Source organism: Pseudoalteromonas sp. 13-15 (assembly GCF_001468205.2).
GTDB lineage: Bacteria > Pseudomonadota > Gammaproteobacteria > Enterobacterales > Alteromonadaceae > Pseudoalteromonas > Pseudoalteromonas marina.
Map to the genome: position 1 here is coordinate 547,461 of NZ_CP019163.1, position 17,234 is coordinate 564,694.

General features: G+C 40.6%; 11 protein-coding genes. 3 read left to right on the plus strand and 8 right to left on the minus strand.

What is annotated here, in order from left to right:
- The first annotated feature begins 240 nt into the window (after positions 1-240).
- Positions 241-654 carry a hypothetical protein gene (locus ATS72_RS17970; RefSeq protein WP_058429883.1) on the plus strand — a complete coding sequence of 138 codons (414 nt, stop codon included), beginning with the start codon at positions 241-243 and terminating at the stop codon, positions 652-654.
- Between the two features lie 85 nt (positions 655-739).
- Here the strand turns inward: ATS72_RS17970 and ATS72_RS17975 are convergent, their stop codons facing one another.
- The 7 genes from ATS72_RS17975 to ATS72_RS18005 form a co-directional block, all read right to left on the minus strand.
- Positions 740-1,165, minus strand: coding sequence for a hemerythrin domain-containing protein (locus ATS72_RS17975; RefSeq protein WP_006792655.1), 426 nt, complete (start codon positions 1,163-1,165; stop codon positions 740-742).
- Positions 1,166-1,413: 248 nt separating this feature from the next.
- Positions 1,414-3,333, minus strand: coding sequence for a tetratricopeptide repeat-containing diguanylate cyclase (locus ATS72_RS17980; RefSeq protein ID WP_058429882.1), 1,920 nt, complete (start codon positions 3,331-3,333; stop codon positions 1,414-1,416).
- 282 nt (positions 3,334-3,615) lie between these two features.
- Positions 3,616-5,268: an RluA family pseudouridine synthase gene (locus ATS72_RS17985; protein WP_058429881.1), complete on the minus strand. Its 1,653-nt coding sequence runs from the start codon at positions 5,266-5,268 to the stop codon at positions 3,616-3,618.
- A 139-nt stretch (positions 5,269-5,407) separates the two neighbouring features.
- On the minus strand, positions 5,408-7,456 hold the full coding sequence (locus tag ATS72_RS17990) for a S9 family peptidase (protein WP_058429880.1): 2,049 nt from the start codon (positions 7,454-7,456) through the stop codon (positions 5,408-5,410).
- 145 nt (positions 7,457-7,601) lie between these two features.
- Positions 7,602-8,828 (minus strand): threonine/serine ThrE exporter family protein, encoded by a 1,227-nt coding sequence (locus ATS72_RS17995; protein ID WP_008129681.1) that lies wholly within the window; start codon positions 8,826-8,828, stop codon positions 7,602-7,604.
- 107 nt (positions 8,829-8,935) lie between these two features.
- Entirely contained in the window at positions 8,936-10,165 is a 1,230-nt protein-coding gene (locus ATS72_RS18000; protein ID WP_058429879.1) for a glycosyltransferase, read from the minus strand.
- Entirely contained in the window at positions 10,162-11,166 is a 1,005-nt protein-coding gene (locus tag ATS72_RS18005) for a LacI family DNA-binding transcriptional regulator (RefSeq protein ID WP_058429878.1), read from the minus strand. The genes ATS72_RS18000 and ATS72_RS18005 overlap by 4 nt, the downstream gene beginning before the upstream one ends.
- A 164-nt stretch (positions 11,167-11,330) precedes the next feature.
- Here ATS72_RS18005 and ATS72_RS18010 point away from each other — a divergent pair, with 164 nt between their 5' ends.
- Both ATS72_RS18010 and ATS72_RS18015 read left to right on the plus strand, forming a co-directional pair.
- The gene (locus ATS72_RS18010; RefSeq protein ID WP_058429877.1) at positions 11,331-13,793 is read left to right on the plus strand and encodes an alpha/beta hydrolase family protein; all 2,463 of its coding nucleotides are present in this window, start codon (positions 11,331-11,333) and stop codon (positions 13,791-13,793) included.
- Positions 13,794-13,864: 71 nt separating this feature from the next.
- The gene (locus ATS72_RS18015) at positions 13,865-14,482 is read left to right on the plus strand and encodes a LysE family translocator (RefSeq protein WP_008129686.1); all 618 of its coding nucleotides are present in this window, start codon (positions 13,865-13,867) and stop codon (positions 14,480-14,482) included.
- A gap of 52 nt (positions 14,483-14,534) precedes the next feature.
- Here the strand turns inward: ATS72_RS18015 and uvrA are convergent, their stop codons facing one another.
- On the minus strand, positions 14,535-17,117 hold the full coding sequence (gene uvrA, locus ATS72_RS18020) for an excinuclease ABC subunit UvrA (RefSeq protein WP_058429876.1): 2,583 nt from the start codon (positions 17,115-17,117) through the stop codon (positions 14,535-14,537).
- Positions 17,118-17,234: the final 117 nt, after the last annotated feature.

The following is a 17,234-nucleotide window of genomic DNA, read 5'->3' on the forward strand; positions in this document are numbered from 1 at the left end:
TCTCTCTAGTGTAATTAGTTATTGGCGATAAAGACCGAAAGGAATAAAAATATCTTTCAATTAAAGTATAACTTTTTTAATTTTTAGAATGGATGCGTGCAAATTATTCTTATTATAGTCTTAAGCTTTAAATGTTGTTGAATACCTACTTGGATTAAATCTAAATAGTTTGAAATTAATCATAACTTATACGGTCTTGTTCTGTTCTTGGTTTATTTATATATTTTTAAAGGAAATTTCATGACGGATTCTTTAAGTAGTGATGTTCAAAATCGTTTGCAGTGGTCACTTTTATCTTTGCGTGTAGGTGTGTTTATTGTAATGGTTATGTGGACATTCGATAAGTTTGTTAACCCTGGACATAGCGCACGTATTTTTGAGCATTTTTATGGGATCAGTGGCTCTACAGATATGGTGGCTTACATTATTGGTGCGTTGCAGCTAGTACTTGTTTTAGCGTTTTTAGCAGGTATTAAAAAACGTATAACTTACGGTATTATTTTTATAATGCACGGCCTATCAACGCTGTCATCTTACAATCAGTACATTGATGGCTTTAATAACTTATTATTTTTTACTGCGTGGCCAATGTGGGCAGCGTGTTTTGCGCTTTATTTATTACGAGATCAAGACGTAAAATATACTATTAAATAAAACAGCCAAACAAAAAAATGGTTATAAGCCAATTAGCTTATAACCAAAAGTACACAGGGAGGTGTATGAATTCTCACTTTTACGATTAATGCATTGCGTCGTTGTATTTGTCGCCTAAGCGCTCTTTTTGCCCTTCAGACAGCGCTTTACCTGCTAGTTGAAATACTTCATGTTCTTCTTCATCTAAGTGATGATGCACTAAATGGTGTAGTTTTTTAGCTTCTACTAACCATGCTGATGAGCTCATTTCGGTGTCTTCAAGTTGTTCAATTAGTTCATCAATTTCATGATGCTCTGCAACACTGTGGCGTGCTTTTTCTTGCGTTAGATCTTCACAAATTAATGGATTATAAAAGTAGCGCTCTTCAAATTTTGCATGTTCTTCTAGCTCTGTTTTTAGCTCATCCATTAAGCTATGACGTTTTTTTGTGTCGCCCTTGGTTTGAATAAGCGCGTCAACTAGTTTGCGTTGTTTGTCATGATCATTACGTAGTGCTTCAAAAATATTCATAAATCATCCTAATCAATTACGTTGCTTAATAACTATTAAGCAAACGCAGTGCCAGATTTCAAGTTATTGAAAATAATGAGTTTATATATTTTAGGCTATATTTTTGGATTGTTTGTGTATTTTTTACAGACGAGAGGATGAAATAATTTCTTACTTTTAATACGAGCTTATACTTCACGTGCAGCTTTTTACAATTAGCTTGTTAAAAACATATTGGGGGGTTATGTGTTTGTTAAGCTTGAATACGCCTAGGGCTGCTCAACGTTAACCTGATTGCGGCCACTTTGTTTGGCTTTATAAAGAAGCTCATCAGCATGAATGATCAGTTTTTCAAGTGAGCGGTTAGAGGAGGAGCTAATTGCTGCACCTGCGCTAAACGTAATGGTTTCAGTATTATTTAAGCCTTCTATTTCGCTACAAATATCTATCAGTGTATTGGCAATAGAATCGAACGTTGTTTTAACGCTTTGTTTATCAACAGTGTTTAAAACAAATAACCATTCCTCACCACCATAGCGGCCAAATTGGTCGTCACCAGCAAGTGTATTTTGTGCTGCACGAGCAAAAGCTTTAAGAACGGAGTCACCCACATCGTGGCCGTAAGTGTCGTTAATGTGCTTAAACAAATCTAGATCGACAATGGCAATTGTAGCATTGCTTTGCTTAAGTTTTTGAGCCGCTTTTTGCATAATACCGCGTCGATTTAAACTGCTAGTTAAGTAGTCAGTCAGCGCAATGTTATAATATTTTTTACGTTGTAGTACTTGTTTATAAATAAGTAATAACGACACAATAACTAAAATAAACGCAATTGTTGCGCTTAACCGCCAAATTATTTTTTGTTGATACTCTTCTTTGGCGAGTAATTCGTTAATGTTTTTGTCGTATTCTAGTTGGAGTATTTTTTCTTCTTTTTCTTTTACTTCAAATTTTATTTGCAGTGTTTTAATGTTTGTTTCGCTGGTGGCTTCGTAATGCTTTTTCATAAATGTAAGCATTTGCTCCATTGCGTCAAATGCATCGTCTGTTTTGTTGAGGCTTCGTTTTAACTGGTATCGCTTTTGAAGGTAATCGGCTTTATAAATGCTGCGGCTAAAATCATCGATCATCGAAAATACTTCATCGTTCATTTTATCGGCTTTTTCAAGTAAACCTTGTTTTTTATAAATATCTAGCATCAATATCATCGATGCGAGTTTCATATCACCTATTCCGGCTAGGTGGGCAACCTCAATATTTTTTGTGGCTAAGGCGAGCGCATCTTCGTAGTTTTCTTGTTTGTATAAAATATTAGCAATTGAATACTGAGCAAAAGACAGTCCTTTTTGCATGTTAACAGATTCAAAGTAAGAGAGTGCTTTGTCTAGATAAATGAGGGATTCGTTTGGTTTATTTATTTCAAGTAATACATTGCCCAAGCTCCAGTAAGCTTTAGCTGTATATAAGCCATCTTGAGTTTGCTGATATGCGATCAGCGCTTTTTTAGCGTATGTTATTGCTTTTTCTTTGTTTTCTAAATAATTATACGCATCGGCTATCTTCCTGTAAAAATAGCCTTGCGATGCAATATCGTTGTTTTGCATCGCCAGTTCTAATCCATCAAGTGCCACGCTCAAGGTTTTTTTCAGTTCATCTGTTTCGGTATAAAAGTATGCAAAGGCTCTTAAAATAATGATTTTTTCAGCCGGTGTAGATTGAGAAAATCGCGTTTTTAGTTGATTAACAACATCGTTTGCCTTTTGGAGTTCTTTTTGTAGGCTAAGCAGTTTTAATTGTGACTCCAAAAATAGCAGTAATACGTCAGGTTGTTTAGATAATTGCTGATTTGATAAGTAAACAGTGAGGTGTTTATCTAATTTTTCGTACTTTTCTTCCCTAAAAAGCAGTTCGGCATAAATGGCTGCAGCTTCTAAATGCAAAGCGTCATTCTGTTTTAATTTACTTTGCTCGTAAGCTTGAGTGATTTGTTTTTTGTTTTGCAGGTAATCAAGTTTATCTGTTCTTACACTTTTAATCAGCGCGCGTACGTCTTGCTGACTGAGCTCAGGGGCAGCGGAGTTGTTTGAATAAGCAATACTTTGAAAGGCGGCGAGTAAAAAAAACACAACAACAAGCTGTTTAACCAACACCGAGAGGTAACTTGCTTTAAATTGCATGTTATTAGTCATATTAAGCCCTTACTAACTTGATACGTGTTTTTTTTGAAAAACGTAGGGTTAGTTAAATTTTGGCTAAACCTCATCCATATACTTTTACTAATCAAAAACTTAAGCAGGTTGTAGCCTTGAGAGATGTTTATATCTAGCATTTTCAATCTCTATTAAGTATTGGTTAACCATTAATTATCCAATTACATTACCATAAAAGTTATTTTATAAAAATATCTACGCCTATAATCCTAGTATAGGCGTGATAGCAGCCTTATTTATGGTGGTTTTAGTATTTGTCAGTTAAAAATCAGCATCAATTTTAAACTCTAAACGCTCGTGATTAATCGGGTGCGTGAATGCTAGATACTCTGCATGCAGGTGTAACCGGTCTGCTTTTTTACCATAATGTGTATCACCAATAATAGGGGTGTTTAAACCTAATACGTGTGCGCAGTGCACACGCAGTTGATGTGTGCGCCCTGTTTTAGGGTAAAGCTGCAAGCGAGTTGTGTTGTTTTTTCGCTCAAGTACTTGCCATGTTGTAAGTGCAGGCTTTCCTTTTTGGTAACACACTTTTTGACGCGGCTTATCATCAAAATCTGGTGTTAGTGGTAACTCTATAGTACCGCTTTCTTGTTCTATATTCCCGTCAACTAAAGCAACGTAGCGCTTTTCTATTGTGCGCTCAATAAATTGTTTTTGAATGGCTTTATGTGCCCGTTTATTTAGGGCAATGATTAATAGTCCTGAGGTTGACATATCCAATCGGTGCACAATAAGTGGGCCTGTAGCTTCTGGAAATTGTGTTTTCATACGCAAGAATACAGAGTCGTCTATGGTAATGCCCGGGACCGATAAAAACTCTGCCGGTTTATTCACTATGACCAAATCGTCATCTTGGTAAACAACAGTAAGCTCTTTACCTTGTGCAGGGTTATTCAACAGTGGGCTAGGTTCTACATTTAAGCCTTTTAGCATGTGGCCTAAGATAGGCTGACATTTACTAAAGCAAGATGGGTAGTAGTTTTTATGCTGCCTAACCGCAGATTTAGGCGGGGCTCCCCACCAAAATTCACCCATGGCAATGGGTGTTAAGTTATGTTTAAACGCATATTGAAGCAATTTAGGGGCTGCACAGTCACCTGCCCCCGATGCCGGCGTATGCTCAGGTAATTTGGCAAAAATAGCATTGAGGTCTTCTATTTCGCCGTCAATATTAAGAAATTGATATTGAGCAAATAGTATTTTTTGTAAGCTTTTGGAGAGCGTTTTACGGCGTTTTTTTAAATGTTCAAGTTCATCGTTTATTTTGCTATGCGCTTGTTCAAGTGTGACTAGCTGTGTTTGCCATTTTTGCTTTAATGCCTGAAGCTGCTTTTTTTCTTCAATGCTTTGTGTTGCTAGCTTTTTTTTGAGTTGTTGGATTTTGGTTTTACTCGATTTTTTTTCAGCGTCGCTGCGTTGTTTTTTACGCTTTTTTCTGCTTTTTTGCATTAAAGCATGCTGCGCTTGCAGCTCTTTTTCAAAGCCTTCGTTGGCGGTAGCTAATAATTGGCTAATGCTCTTTAGCTGCTCACTGTTTTCAAGTTCGTCTATTTGTGCGTTCAAGTCATTTATTATTTTGCTTTTAGCTAAGTAATTTTCATCGTTTAATTGCATACTTGAAATAGGGGGCACAAAGTTAATACTGGCTTTGTTTGCGTCAACTTGCCCTGAGTAGGCAGCTAAAAAGCCCAGTTCGTTTTGCTCATTTTTAACCACTAACACGCCAAACATTTTACCCGCGTTTTCAGCTTTTAAATGTGGCAGTGTTTCGAGCTGGTGTTGCAATTGTTCGCTTGCTGCAATAGTTAACGGGTGTGGCTCGTAAAAAAAGGGGTAAGTAAACTGTTCCGGTAAAGGAATAGTGGAAACAGGTTGAGCAAATGGGGTAAAACAAGGGCTGTTAGACATAGCGGTCGAATTATGAAATTGAGGCGAAGAATTAATTTAGATTTTATCACAGCATGAGCTTGCTAGGGGATATTGGTTCTACAAATAATAAAAAAAGGCCAGCAACAATGCCGGCCTTGATATTTTAACTTACCACAAATTATTTATTGGCATCTTTTACTGCTTTAAGTTTTGCTGCGTGGTCTATTTCGTAATCAGGCATGTCTTTTTTACCCTCTATTAAATAGTTATCCATCCAACGCATTAAACGTAAGCTGTAGTCGTATTGTGCTGCCACTTTACGGTTGCCGTGGCCTTCACCCGGGTAATAAACAAGGCGTACATCTTTACCTTGTACTTTCATATAGCGGTAGAGTTCCATAGATTGCGCAGGGTGAACGCGTGGATCGTCTTTACCGTGCATAATAAGCAACGGTGTTTCTGACTGACCAGCCCAGTAAATTGGGCTGCGCTCTAAATACCATTGCCATTTATCCCACGGGTATGAACGGGCATGCACTAGGTGCATTTCGTTTGAAATATCAGTGGTACCAAACTTAGAAAGTTGGTTAGTGACACCCACAAACATAACACTTGCTGCAAAATGTTCAGTTAGTTTTGTTGCACCCCAAGCAGAGGCGTAACCGCCGTAAGAACCACCTGTGATACCAACGCGTTTGCTGTCAACTAGACCCATGTCGACTAAATGGTTTTTAAAGTCCACTAGGTCGTCAAACTCTTTACCAGCGTAATCGTTTTGCCCTAGCTTTGAATAATCAACGCCTTTACCTGTAGAACCACGATAGTTGGGATAAAATACTGCGTACCCACGTGCAGCACCCATTTGGCCAGGGCGAGAGTAATTGGTGACCCACCCATCTTTGTCGTGACTTTCTGGGCCGCCATGTACTGACATTATAAGTGGGTAGCGTGTGCCTTTTTTGTAATCGAGCGGGTATACAAGTACGCCGTCTAGTTCAACCCCATCACGCGCTTTAAGTTTAATCGTTTCTTGTTTAGCAAAACGTTTATCGTTCAGCCAGCTGTTTGAGTCTGTTAAACGCTTTGCTTTTTTACTACGCACAATAAACACTTCGTTAGGATGCTTAGCACTGTTACCACGAAGTGCCAATGTTTTATCTGAGTCAGAAACACTTAACTGCGTTGCAATAAATTGGCCTTCATCAACTAGCTTTTTGTATTTATTAGAGCCTGCTTTGATACTGGCAACAAAGCTTTGCGTACCTACATTGGCAATAAAGTTAAGCGTGTTACGCTTATGCGACCATTCAAAATCAACGACGTGGCCCATAAAGTTAGGTAGCCACTCAGTGATTTTTGCGGTTTCAGTGTCAGCAATAAATAAACGACCTGTAGCAGGGTCATGCTTATCTTCTGCGCCTAAAATAGCGACGTATTTACTATCATGCGACAGCTCGGCATCGCCCAATTTACCCTGTGTTTTAAACGATAAAGTTACTTTTTCGTTAGCAATATCGTAAAGGTGCCACATTGATTTAGTATAGCGATCGTCAATAAGTGCTGTAGGTTGAGTTTTAACGAGTAGCTTTTCACTGTCGGCTGACCAGTTAACATCGCTTACATAGCTATTAATGTTTATGGCTGTTGGCGATAATGGTTTATCTTCTTTGGCCAAATCAACAACAAAGAGTTGTTTGTTTTTTAAACCTAGTTCGTATACTTCTGCTTTAAAACCAAGTTTTTTTAATTCTTTATCTGATTTGTCGGCAGCGGGCATCGCTAATAACGCAAGCTGTTTATTGTCTGGGCTTAGTTGATAACTTGAAATAGAAGTCCCTTTTAACGACATAACTGCTTGTGCTTGTCCGCCATCAACAGGAATTTGGTAAAGCGAAGTAAATTTATCGTCTTTAAGCTTTGCCAAAAAGTAAATTGTTTTGCTGTCGTTTGACCATTGTAGGCTTTTAATATTAACCGAACCGGTAATGAATGGGCGTTCAACACCTTCATCGTCTACAACGTAAAGTTCGCTGTAATTGCTGCCATTTTCGTCAACGTAAAGTTTGCGTGGTAACGAGCGTGTAAATGCAACGCTTTCACCATCTGGGCTAATACTTGTTTGTATTACCGATTTTACTTTTGGAATGTCTTCAACTGTGATTGCTGATTGCGCAAATGCAAGGCTGCTTGAAAGCCCGATTGCTAGCGCTAAGCTTGTCTTAAGCATTGTTATATCCTTTATTTTTAAAATCCAGATTAGTATAACAAGCTAAGGTTAATAAACTAAAAAATGCGATTAATGCTCAAAAGAGGGCGTTAAATGAAGGTGATAAAATAAATAATGAATAGCGCGGAATGTACCGCGCTGCTTTTTATAAACTTTTTTTAGGCGGTAAGGCAACGTTTGCAAATATAAGCCCGGCTACAAGCGACATAAATATTAAAAATGTTTGCTGGCCTATATGCTCTGCATATATAAAGTCTTGGCCTTCAATAAGTGAATTTAAGCCAATGTAGGTTTTGCTACCTGGGACTAATACAATCAAGCCCTGCATTGCCACAATTGAAGCCGGCGCATTAGCAACACGGTTAAATAAATTACTAAAAATACCCACCGATAACGCGCCAACAAAAGTACCCAATGTGTAATCTAAATACATTGCTGACCCAATACTTGTGCCATAGGCTATAAAACCTGATGCAATAGACCAACCCGCATGTTTTAGTTTGGTTCTAAATATAACTATTAGGCTGCTACACAGTAAAAATATAGCAAGCCAAGGTGTCCAGCTGGGTAAAGGCTCCGGTTGAACAAAGTCTGCTTGGCCAAAAAGTGCAAAGCCAATGCCTATACCTATAAAGCCACCAAAATAGAGTTTAAACAGCAACATAAATGAGTCCATTACTCTTGCTGTACCCGAGACCAAGTGGCGAGCTGCAAGCTCTGCCAATCCAAGTGCAAGCGCAAGGCCCGGTATAAATACAATAATGGCAGAAAGCACCACTAAGCGTATGTTTACTTCGGGTGTTATATAAACGCTTACAGCACAGGCCATAATTGCTGAAACAATAGCAACAAGTGGTTCAAGCATATGCGCTACACGTTTAGAGCGCATAGACCACAATACAAACATATACACCACAAGGGTGAGTAACGCAGACCAAATTACATCGGTCCAACTGGTGCCCATAAGCATTGCAAATGCGCCGCCCGAGGTTGCAAATGCAATACCTGTCGTTAATTTATTGTAAGGGTTAGGGGCATCAAAAATTATATCTAGCTGTTGGTCTACTTCTTGAAGAGACAATTCTTCATTAAGCATTTTATTTACAAGGTCGTCGGTATCGGCAAGTGATCCTAAATCATGATCGCCTGGGTCAACTCGTGCCACATGCGTATACTCATCTTCATGGCCGTCGGTCCAAATAACAAAGGTGACCGAGGTGGGCGACATAACAAACGACGATTTGAGGCCTAAGTATGTGGCGACTTCCATTAAGTGTGCTTCTAGGCGGTAGGCAGGCGTACCGTATTTATGAAGCATTTTACCCAACTTAACGATAAATTTGCGTTTTTCTGTAAAGGTTGCAGTTTTCAAATCTTATTTAGGCCAGTGTGTAAATAAATTAGCTAAAAGTATAGGCTAAAACGCCCATATGTAATGGGCGCGATTTTAAAGACTAATTGGTGTGTGTCTAGTCATTTTTAATCTAATTTTTTATTTTTCTCCGCTATCCATTGCGCCATGTATTGTGTGCTTCGCATTGTATGATGTTTGAGCATTTGTCCGGTAAAGTTTTTTTCACGATGCGTGCTTAAATCGCTGCTTATTGCATCTATTTTATTAATGAGTGCCGCGCTCAATTTTACTTTGTCGTATACGGTGTTAAGTAGCGTATTGCCAGCTTGCTGGGCATGTTCAAAATCGGTTTCATTGGTGTAAAGCTCAACGGCTGCATTTGCAAAGTCTTCGGTATTATTAGCCACTTTACCAGACCAAGGTAAATCGTTGTGCATGCCCTCTTCACCAATACTAGTGGTAACGCTGGGTGTTCGCATAATCATGGCTTCAAGTAATTTACCTTTAATACCGGCGCCAAACCTAAGAGGGGCTAAACATACGCGCGCACTTTGCATTACATCATAGGCGTTATCGGCCCAGCCTTTTATTAAAAAACCCGTTTTAGGGTTATTAAGTGCTGTGGCTTTAGGTGGCGGGTAAGAGCCATAAATATGTAGCTCAGCTTTTGGTAGTTGTTTACGAATTAACGGCCATATTTTTTGCAAGTAAAGTACTGCGTCCCAGTTTGGCGCATGCCTAAAATTACCTATCGTCATAAAGTGCTGACGTTCATCAAAGCTTTTTATGGTTTCGGGCAGCGAGGTTAAATCGACCATAAACGGTAAATGGTGTAATAAGCTTGGTTCGACCTTAAATACGCTATTGAGTAATTCCATTTCGTAGCTTGAAATAATTAGGCTTAGGTCGCAACGCAAAATAGCCGCTATTTCGCGTTTTGCTATGTCTGAATGTAAATCGCTGGTTGTAAATTCACGCTCGCCTTTGTGCGCTTCATGGCGTGCGTTTCGCAGGCACTGTAAATCTTCGGTATCGAGAATCTTAATGGCATTGGGGCAATGCTTATCAACGCGCCAACCAAATTGTTCTTCCATCATAAACCGGTCAAACATTACAATATCTGGGTTATAGGCTTTAACGTATTCGTCAAAGCTTTCGCAATTAAGGGCAATGCTTTGGCTTGTTATACCAAAGTCGTCAAGGTTTACCATGTGCTCTGTGCGTTGAGCGGGAGTAGCAAACTCCACTTGCCAGTTTTGTGCTGTAAATGCGTTCAATAATGACATCATGTGCGTACCCGCAGCGGATGAGTTGGGCTCTGGCCATACGTAGCCAATTACCAGCACTTTTTTCATTGGCTAGACTCTTTAATTTGTAAGTTAACATTTACCAGTGTTTTAACCGGTGGGGCTGTATTTTGTAATAGTTCTTGTAGTACTAAAAGGCAACGTTTTGCGATTTCATGCGTGCTGATTGCAACACTCGTTAATGTATCGTCAAGTAAGGCGCTATTTTTAACTTGCTGACAGCTTACTACTTTGATGCGTTGATTAGCTGCTAAGTTTAATGTGTTAATGCTTGCTAGCACGCCGTGGGCGATAATGTCATTCGCACACACAATGGCGTTAATAGCAGGGGTGCTTTTATAAGTCTGTGCAAAAGCATTTTTGGCACTAAGAGCGGAATTTTCACCACATTCGATTGCGTTTAGTGGCGATATACTGTGTTGTGCACATGCGGTATTAAAGCCGTGTTGAAGTGTTAAGCAGCTGCTTAATTGTAAATTGCTGCCTATAAACGCAATGTTTGTAACCCCTTGAGAAAGTAAATGCATGCTAACTATATGGCTTGCTTTTTTGTAGTCGGGTAACACACAAGGTGCATTACTAAATGCAAGCTCTTGCATTAACGTAACAACGCTATGCTGAGAGCTTAATGTGTCTAACCATTGGGTGCATGTATTAGTCACAGGGCAAATTATAAATCCGGCGGCGTTGTATTCTTTTAGTTTATTAATTGCCTGTGTTTGCTGCTCAACGTTATTGTTACTGCTAACAATAACGGCCTGAAAACCTTCATTGTTTAATATTAGCTCAAGCTCGGTGGCCAACTGTGCCATAACAGGGTCAGTTAAATCATTTATAACCACAGCGATTAAGTTAGAGCGCTTTGAGCGCATAGCTGCGGCATCGCGGTTATAAACGTAGCCTAATTCATCAATTGCTTTTAATACTTTTTGTTTGCTTTTATTACTGACTTTTTTACTTTGAGTCAGCACCAAAGACACCGTTGACTTAGACACACCTGCAAGGTCGGCAACATCAAAAATTGTGACAGATTTAGCTTTGTTATGCATAGTTGTGTTTGTCGTAGTGATAAATTAAAAACGCGTTAGTGTAGCTTAAACAGGGCTGTGAAGTCATCTTTTGCTATGTATTGAGCCACCTTAATGCTTTATGAACAAAGCAAAACGTGTTTATATACACTTAATTGTGTAAAAAATAACAAAAGGATAAAAACATGAACGCTTTTAGGCTGTTAGTTGCCTTTATTTGTTGTGTTGTATTACTACCATTTAGTCATGCAGAGCCGGGCTACCAAACTCCTTCGCCTGATTTAGCGGCAGTGGTAGATGCTAAATTGGCGCCCACAAGTTACTTATCAAGTGATGGTCAGTGGCTTGCGCTATTTGAACGCAGGCGTGTTGTATCGCTTGATGAGCTTGCAATTGAAGAGTTAAAGCTTGCGGGGATTAAACTAAACCCGGCTAATTTTTCACGCACACGGGTGCGCGCAAATTTTAGTGCTGTAGAACTTAAACATGTGCAAAGTGGCACTGTTATTAATATTAATAACTTACCAAATGGTATTATTCGCTCGCCTAAGTGGTCTTCTAATAGCAAATACTTAGCGTTTATTGTTGAACAAACAAACGAAGCAAATTTATGGCTTTATAGTGTTGAAAGTAAACAAGCAAAAATGCTTTCAAGTGCTGCGTTAAATTCAGTTTTAACGGCATCGCCATACCAATGGTTACCAGACAGCACAGCCATTATTGCAAACCTAGCTGTAAATGTGGGTAAACCAGGACTAGAAAACAACAGCCAAAATGTTGTGCCAGTTATTCAGCAAAGTACTGGTGAAAAAGCCCCTGCACGCACGTATCAAAATTTATTAACGAGCCCATTTGATGAAGCTCAATTTAAGTTTTTTGGCCAAGGCCAGTTGGCTTACATTACCCTTGATGGAAAAGCCCAAGCTATTGGCAGTCCTGCACTTTTTAAATCGTTTTCGGTGTCGCCCGACTCGACTAATATTTTGGTGGCGGGAATTAACGAGCCGTTTTCGTATCAAGTGCCTTACAGCCGCTTTGCGACAACGTGGCAAATATGGGGTATGCGCGGTTTTGCATTAGCCGAGCTTGCTAAGCAACCTTTGGCCGATAATATTCCACAAGGTTACGACAGTGTGCGTACAGGAAGACGTAATTTTGAATGGCGAGCAGATCAGGGTGCTGAAGTTATTTGGGCAGAAGCGCAAGATGGCGGCGACATGAAAACTGACGTACCGCACCATGACTACATTTATAGCCTACGTGCACCGTTTAAACGCGAGCCAAAGTTATTTGCAAAAGTAGAACGTCGTTATGCGGGTATGGAGTGGGCTAATAACGACATTGCTATGCTGAGCGATTGGCGCTTTAGCGACCGTCAATTGCGTACGTATGTAATACAGCCACGTAATGCCGATAGTAACCGTGTGCTGTTTTCAGAGCGTAGTTATAACGATGCTTATAAAGATCCCGGTAATGCTATTTACGAGCGTAACGATTTAGGCGCTAATGTAATTAAAGTGGTTGGTGGGCGTTATATTTACCTGCGCGGCAATGGCGCGTCAGAACAAGGTAACATCCCGTTTTTAGACATGTACGATGTAAAAACAAATAGTAGCAAGCGTTTATGGCAATCACAAGCGCCTTATTACGAGCGTGTAAGGGCGCTGCTTGATGACGAAGGCGAACGCTTTATTACTGTTCGTGAGTCTAAAACTGAGCAGCCTAACTTTTTTATTCGTGATTTAGATAACGATTCGTTAACCCAACTAACGCAATTTGAACACCCATACCCTGCTTTTAAAGGTGTAACAAAAGAACAAGTGCGTTATACGCGCGACGACGGTGTTGAGCTTTCTGGCACGTTATATTTACCACCAGGGTACGACAAAACACAAGGCACTTTGCCTGTGCTTATGTGGGCTTACCCGCTTGAATACAAAGACAAAGCCGTAGCGTCGCAAGTTCGCGAGTCGCCTTACGAGTTTACGTATATTGGTTACTGGGGCCCAATGCCGTACCTTGCCAAAGGTATTGCCGTGTTTGACGATCCTAAAATGCCGATTGTAGGTGTTGATGGTAGTGAGCCAAATGATCACTTCAGAAAACAGCTGGTTTCTAGCGCCAAAGCAGCAGTAGATGTACTGGTTGAAAAGGGGATTGCTGATAAAGACAAAATAGCCATAGCAGGGCATTCATACGGTGCATTTATGGTTGCTAACTTATTGGCGCATAGTGATTTATTTAAAACAGGTATTGCTCGAAGTGGTGCGTATAACCGTACGTTAACACCGTTTGGTTTTCAGGGGGAAGAACGTGATTTTTGGCAGGCGCAAAGTGTATACGCTAATATGTCGCCGTTTTTTCACGCCGAAAAAATCAATGAGCCAATGCTCATGATACACGGTAAAGAGGATCCTAATTCAGGCACTTTTCCAATGCAAAGTGAGCGCATGTATGCCGCGCTTAAAGGCTTAGGAAAAGATGCCCGTTTAGTTATGCTGCCTTACGAAGCTCATGGCTACCGTGCACGTAAAAGCTTATTACATGTATTGTGGGAGCAAGAGCAGTGGCTAGATAAGTATTTGTTAAATGATACACCACAGCCAGTAGAGGTTGTTAGCGAACCTGCTGTTAATACCCAGCAATAACAATACACATAGGTAAGCAACAGCGCGGCTAATTATAGCCGCGTTTTTGTTATGAATACGAGAGTAAATTAATGATTGATGTAGCAGCACTGGCAGTTTTTATTCCTACGTTCTTTTTTGTATCTATCACACCGGGTATGTGCATGACGCTTGCCATGACATTAGGTATGAGTATCGGTGTGCGCCGAACCCTTTGGATGATGATAGGTGAGCTTTTAGGGGTTGCAAGTGTAGCTATTGCGGCGGTACTTGGGGTTGCAAGTGTCATGCTAAATTACCCTGATGCGTTCGCTATTTTAAAGTGGGTCGGTGGTGCCTACTTAATTTATATAGGTATAAATATGTGGCGCGCCAAAGGTAAAATGTCGGTTAATACACATAGCCCAAGTGATGTAAGTAGGCAGTCGCTTTTTACGCAAGGGTTTATTACCGCTGTTGCTAACCCAAAAGGGTGGGCGTTTATGATCTCACTATTGCCGCCGTTTATTAATGTTGACCAGGCTGTTGCGCCACAGTTATTTATTTTACTTAGCGTAATTATGATAACCGAATTTGTAAGTATGTTAGCGTATGCAACAGGTGGTAAAAGCCTACGCTTGTTTTTAGCCCGAGGCGATAATATTAAATGGATGAACCGAATTGCAGGCAGTTTAATGATGCTTGTAGGTGTTTGGTTGGCCTTAGATTAATAATAAAGAGCCCGTGGCTCTTTATTATTTTGTGCATAACGACTATTAATTTTTAATTAGAACCTGCGTGATTTGACTGCGCTTTTAAAAATGGCGCCGTTTTACTTTTTTGTGACTCAGCGACCTTTTCAGGTTTACCTTGTGCAACTATTACCCCGCCTTCGTCGCCGGCTCCTGGGCCAATATCAATAACCCAATCACTGTTACTGGCTACTTGCATATCGTGCTCAACCATAATGACGGTGTTGCCAGCATCAACTAAGCCATTTAGCTGCGCCATTAGCATGGCTACATCTTTTGGGTGTAGGCCTGTGGTTGGCTCATCTAAAATATAAAGCGTATCGCCGCGCTGTGTACGCTGTAGTTCAGTGGCAAGTTTAATGCGCTGGGCTTCACCGCCCGAAAGTTCAGTAGCAGGTTGCCCTAAACGTAAATAGCCAAGGCCCACTTGTAAAAGCGCATTGAGCGCGCGCAAAATAGCGGGTTCATTGGTAAAAAATGTATGTGCTGACTCTACCGTTAAATTAAGCACATCGGCAATGGTTTTCTCTTTGTAGGTAATATCGAGTGTTTTTTGGTTATAGCGTTTGCCATTACACACAGGGCAAGGCGAATACACGCTGGGTAAAAATAACAGCTCTACGCTTACAAAGCCTACGCCTTCGCAGTTTTCGCAGCGGCCTTTTTTAACATTAAACGAAAAGCGACCGGCATCGTATTTTCGCTTTTTTGCCTCAGTGGTGTTTGCAAATAGCTTACGTACTTGATCGAATAAGCCCGTGTACGTTGCAAGATTTGAGCGAGGCGTACGGCCAATGGCTTTTTGATCAACCGTTATTAGGCGCTTTATGTGTTCAATGCCCTGAGTTATTTGCCCGCCGGTTGCTACGTTGAGCTCTTGCTCGAGTAACTCTGCTTCGTCGGTTGGCATTTGTGGTTGCGATTTTTGCCCAAGTGCATCGTATACCAAGTCAACAAGTGCTTGGCTTACTAAGCTCGATTTACCAGAACCAGATACTCCCGTAACACTTGTAATAACCCCAAGCGGAAATTCTACATTAAGCTTTTGTAAGTTATTACGTTCAACATTTTTAAGCGCTAGCCACGCTTTAGGTTGGCGTTGCTTGTTTTGTATGGGTGCCTGCTGGGTTTGGTTATTTTTAAATAAATACTGACTAGTGTGTGAGCTACTAATTTGCTTTAAGCCTTCAACAGGGCCGCTATAAACTATATTACCGCCATGGGAGCCCGCATTTGGTCCAACATCGACTACCCAATCGGCATGTCGAATAACACTTACGTCGTGCTCAACCACAAATACAGAGTTACCAGCGGCTATTAGTTCATCTAATGCGCTTAAAAGTGCTTGTGTATCGGCAGGGTGTAAACCTGCCGAAGGTTCATCTAACACATACACAACACCAAATAATTTTGAGCGAAGTTGCGTTGCTAGCCGCAAACGTTGTAACTCCCCTGGTGATAACGATGGGGTGGTGCGCTCAAGCGATAAATACCCTAGGCCAAGTTTAGTCAGTGACTCTATACGTTTAATAATATCGCTTGTAATACGCTTAGCGACGATGGCTTTTTCTGGGTTTGAAGCGTTACTTTTAGCAGGGGTATTAGCGGCAATGCTTAATTTATCTGCAAGTTCGTTCAATGTTAACTGCGAAATTTCGCCTATATCAAGGCCTGCGACTTTAACCGATAACGACTCTTTTTTAAGCTTTTTACCTTTACAGCTTGGGCATGGGGATATTTGCATAAACTGCGACACTCGTTTTTTAATACGAGGACTTTGTGTTGTAGCAAAAGATTTAAGAACAAAGCGCTTAGCACTGGTAAAAGTACCTTTATAGCGAGGTTTTTCGCCATTTTTAATGGCGTTTTTAACCTCTAAAATAGTGTAGTCTGGATAAACAGGCACAGTGGGGGTATCGTCTGAAAATAAAATCCAATCGCGTGCTTTTTGCGGCAACTCATACCATGGTATGTCGATGTCGTAACCAAGTGATACCAGTATGCGACTTAAGTTTTTACCTTGCCATGCTGGTGGCCAAGCTTCTATTGCACCTTCGCGTATCGTTTTTGTATTGTCGGGCACAAGTAGTTGTTCGGTTACCTCAAAAGTGCGGCCAATGCCCGAACACTTTGGGCATGCACCTTCGGGGGTATTTGGAGAAAACGCATCGGCATACAAAATGCTCTGCCCTTTAGGGTATTCGCCAGCGCGTGAGTAAAGCATTCGCAGCGCGTTAGAAATAGTAGTTACGCTGCCAACCGATGAACGAACAGAAGGCGCACCGCGCTGTTGTTGCATTGCAACTGCTGGTGGTAGCCCTTCAATTGAGTCTACGTCGGGTTCGTCAACCTGATCGATTAATCTGCGTGCATAAGGCGACACCGAATCAAGGTAACGATGCTGCGATTCAGCAAATAATGTTCCAAAGGCGAGCGATGATTTACCTGAGCCCGATATACCAGTAAACACCACAAGCGAATTACGGGGCAGGTTTACATCCACATTTTTTAAGTTATGAACACGTGCGCCTCTTACTTGAATGCTGTGCTCAGTGTTTAATAAAGCCAATTGCGAATGTTCAATCGCGGCTGAACTGTTAAATGTGGTTGCCATGTAATTTTCTCCGTTTCATCGCCATGCTTATTAGGTGAAATTAAAACTAAGGTTACACAAGCCACCCTGAATGAGCGCTTAGTGAGCATTACTGTATTTGTTGTGTATGTTTACATA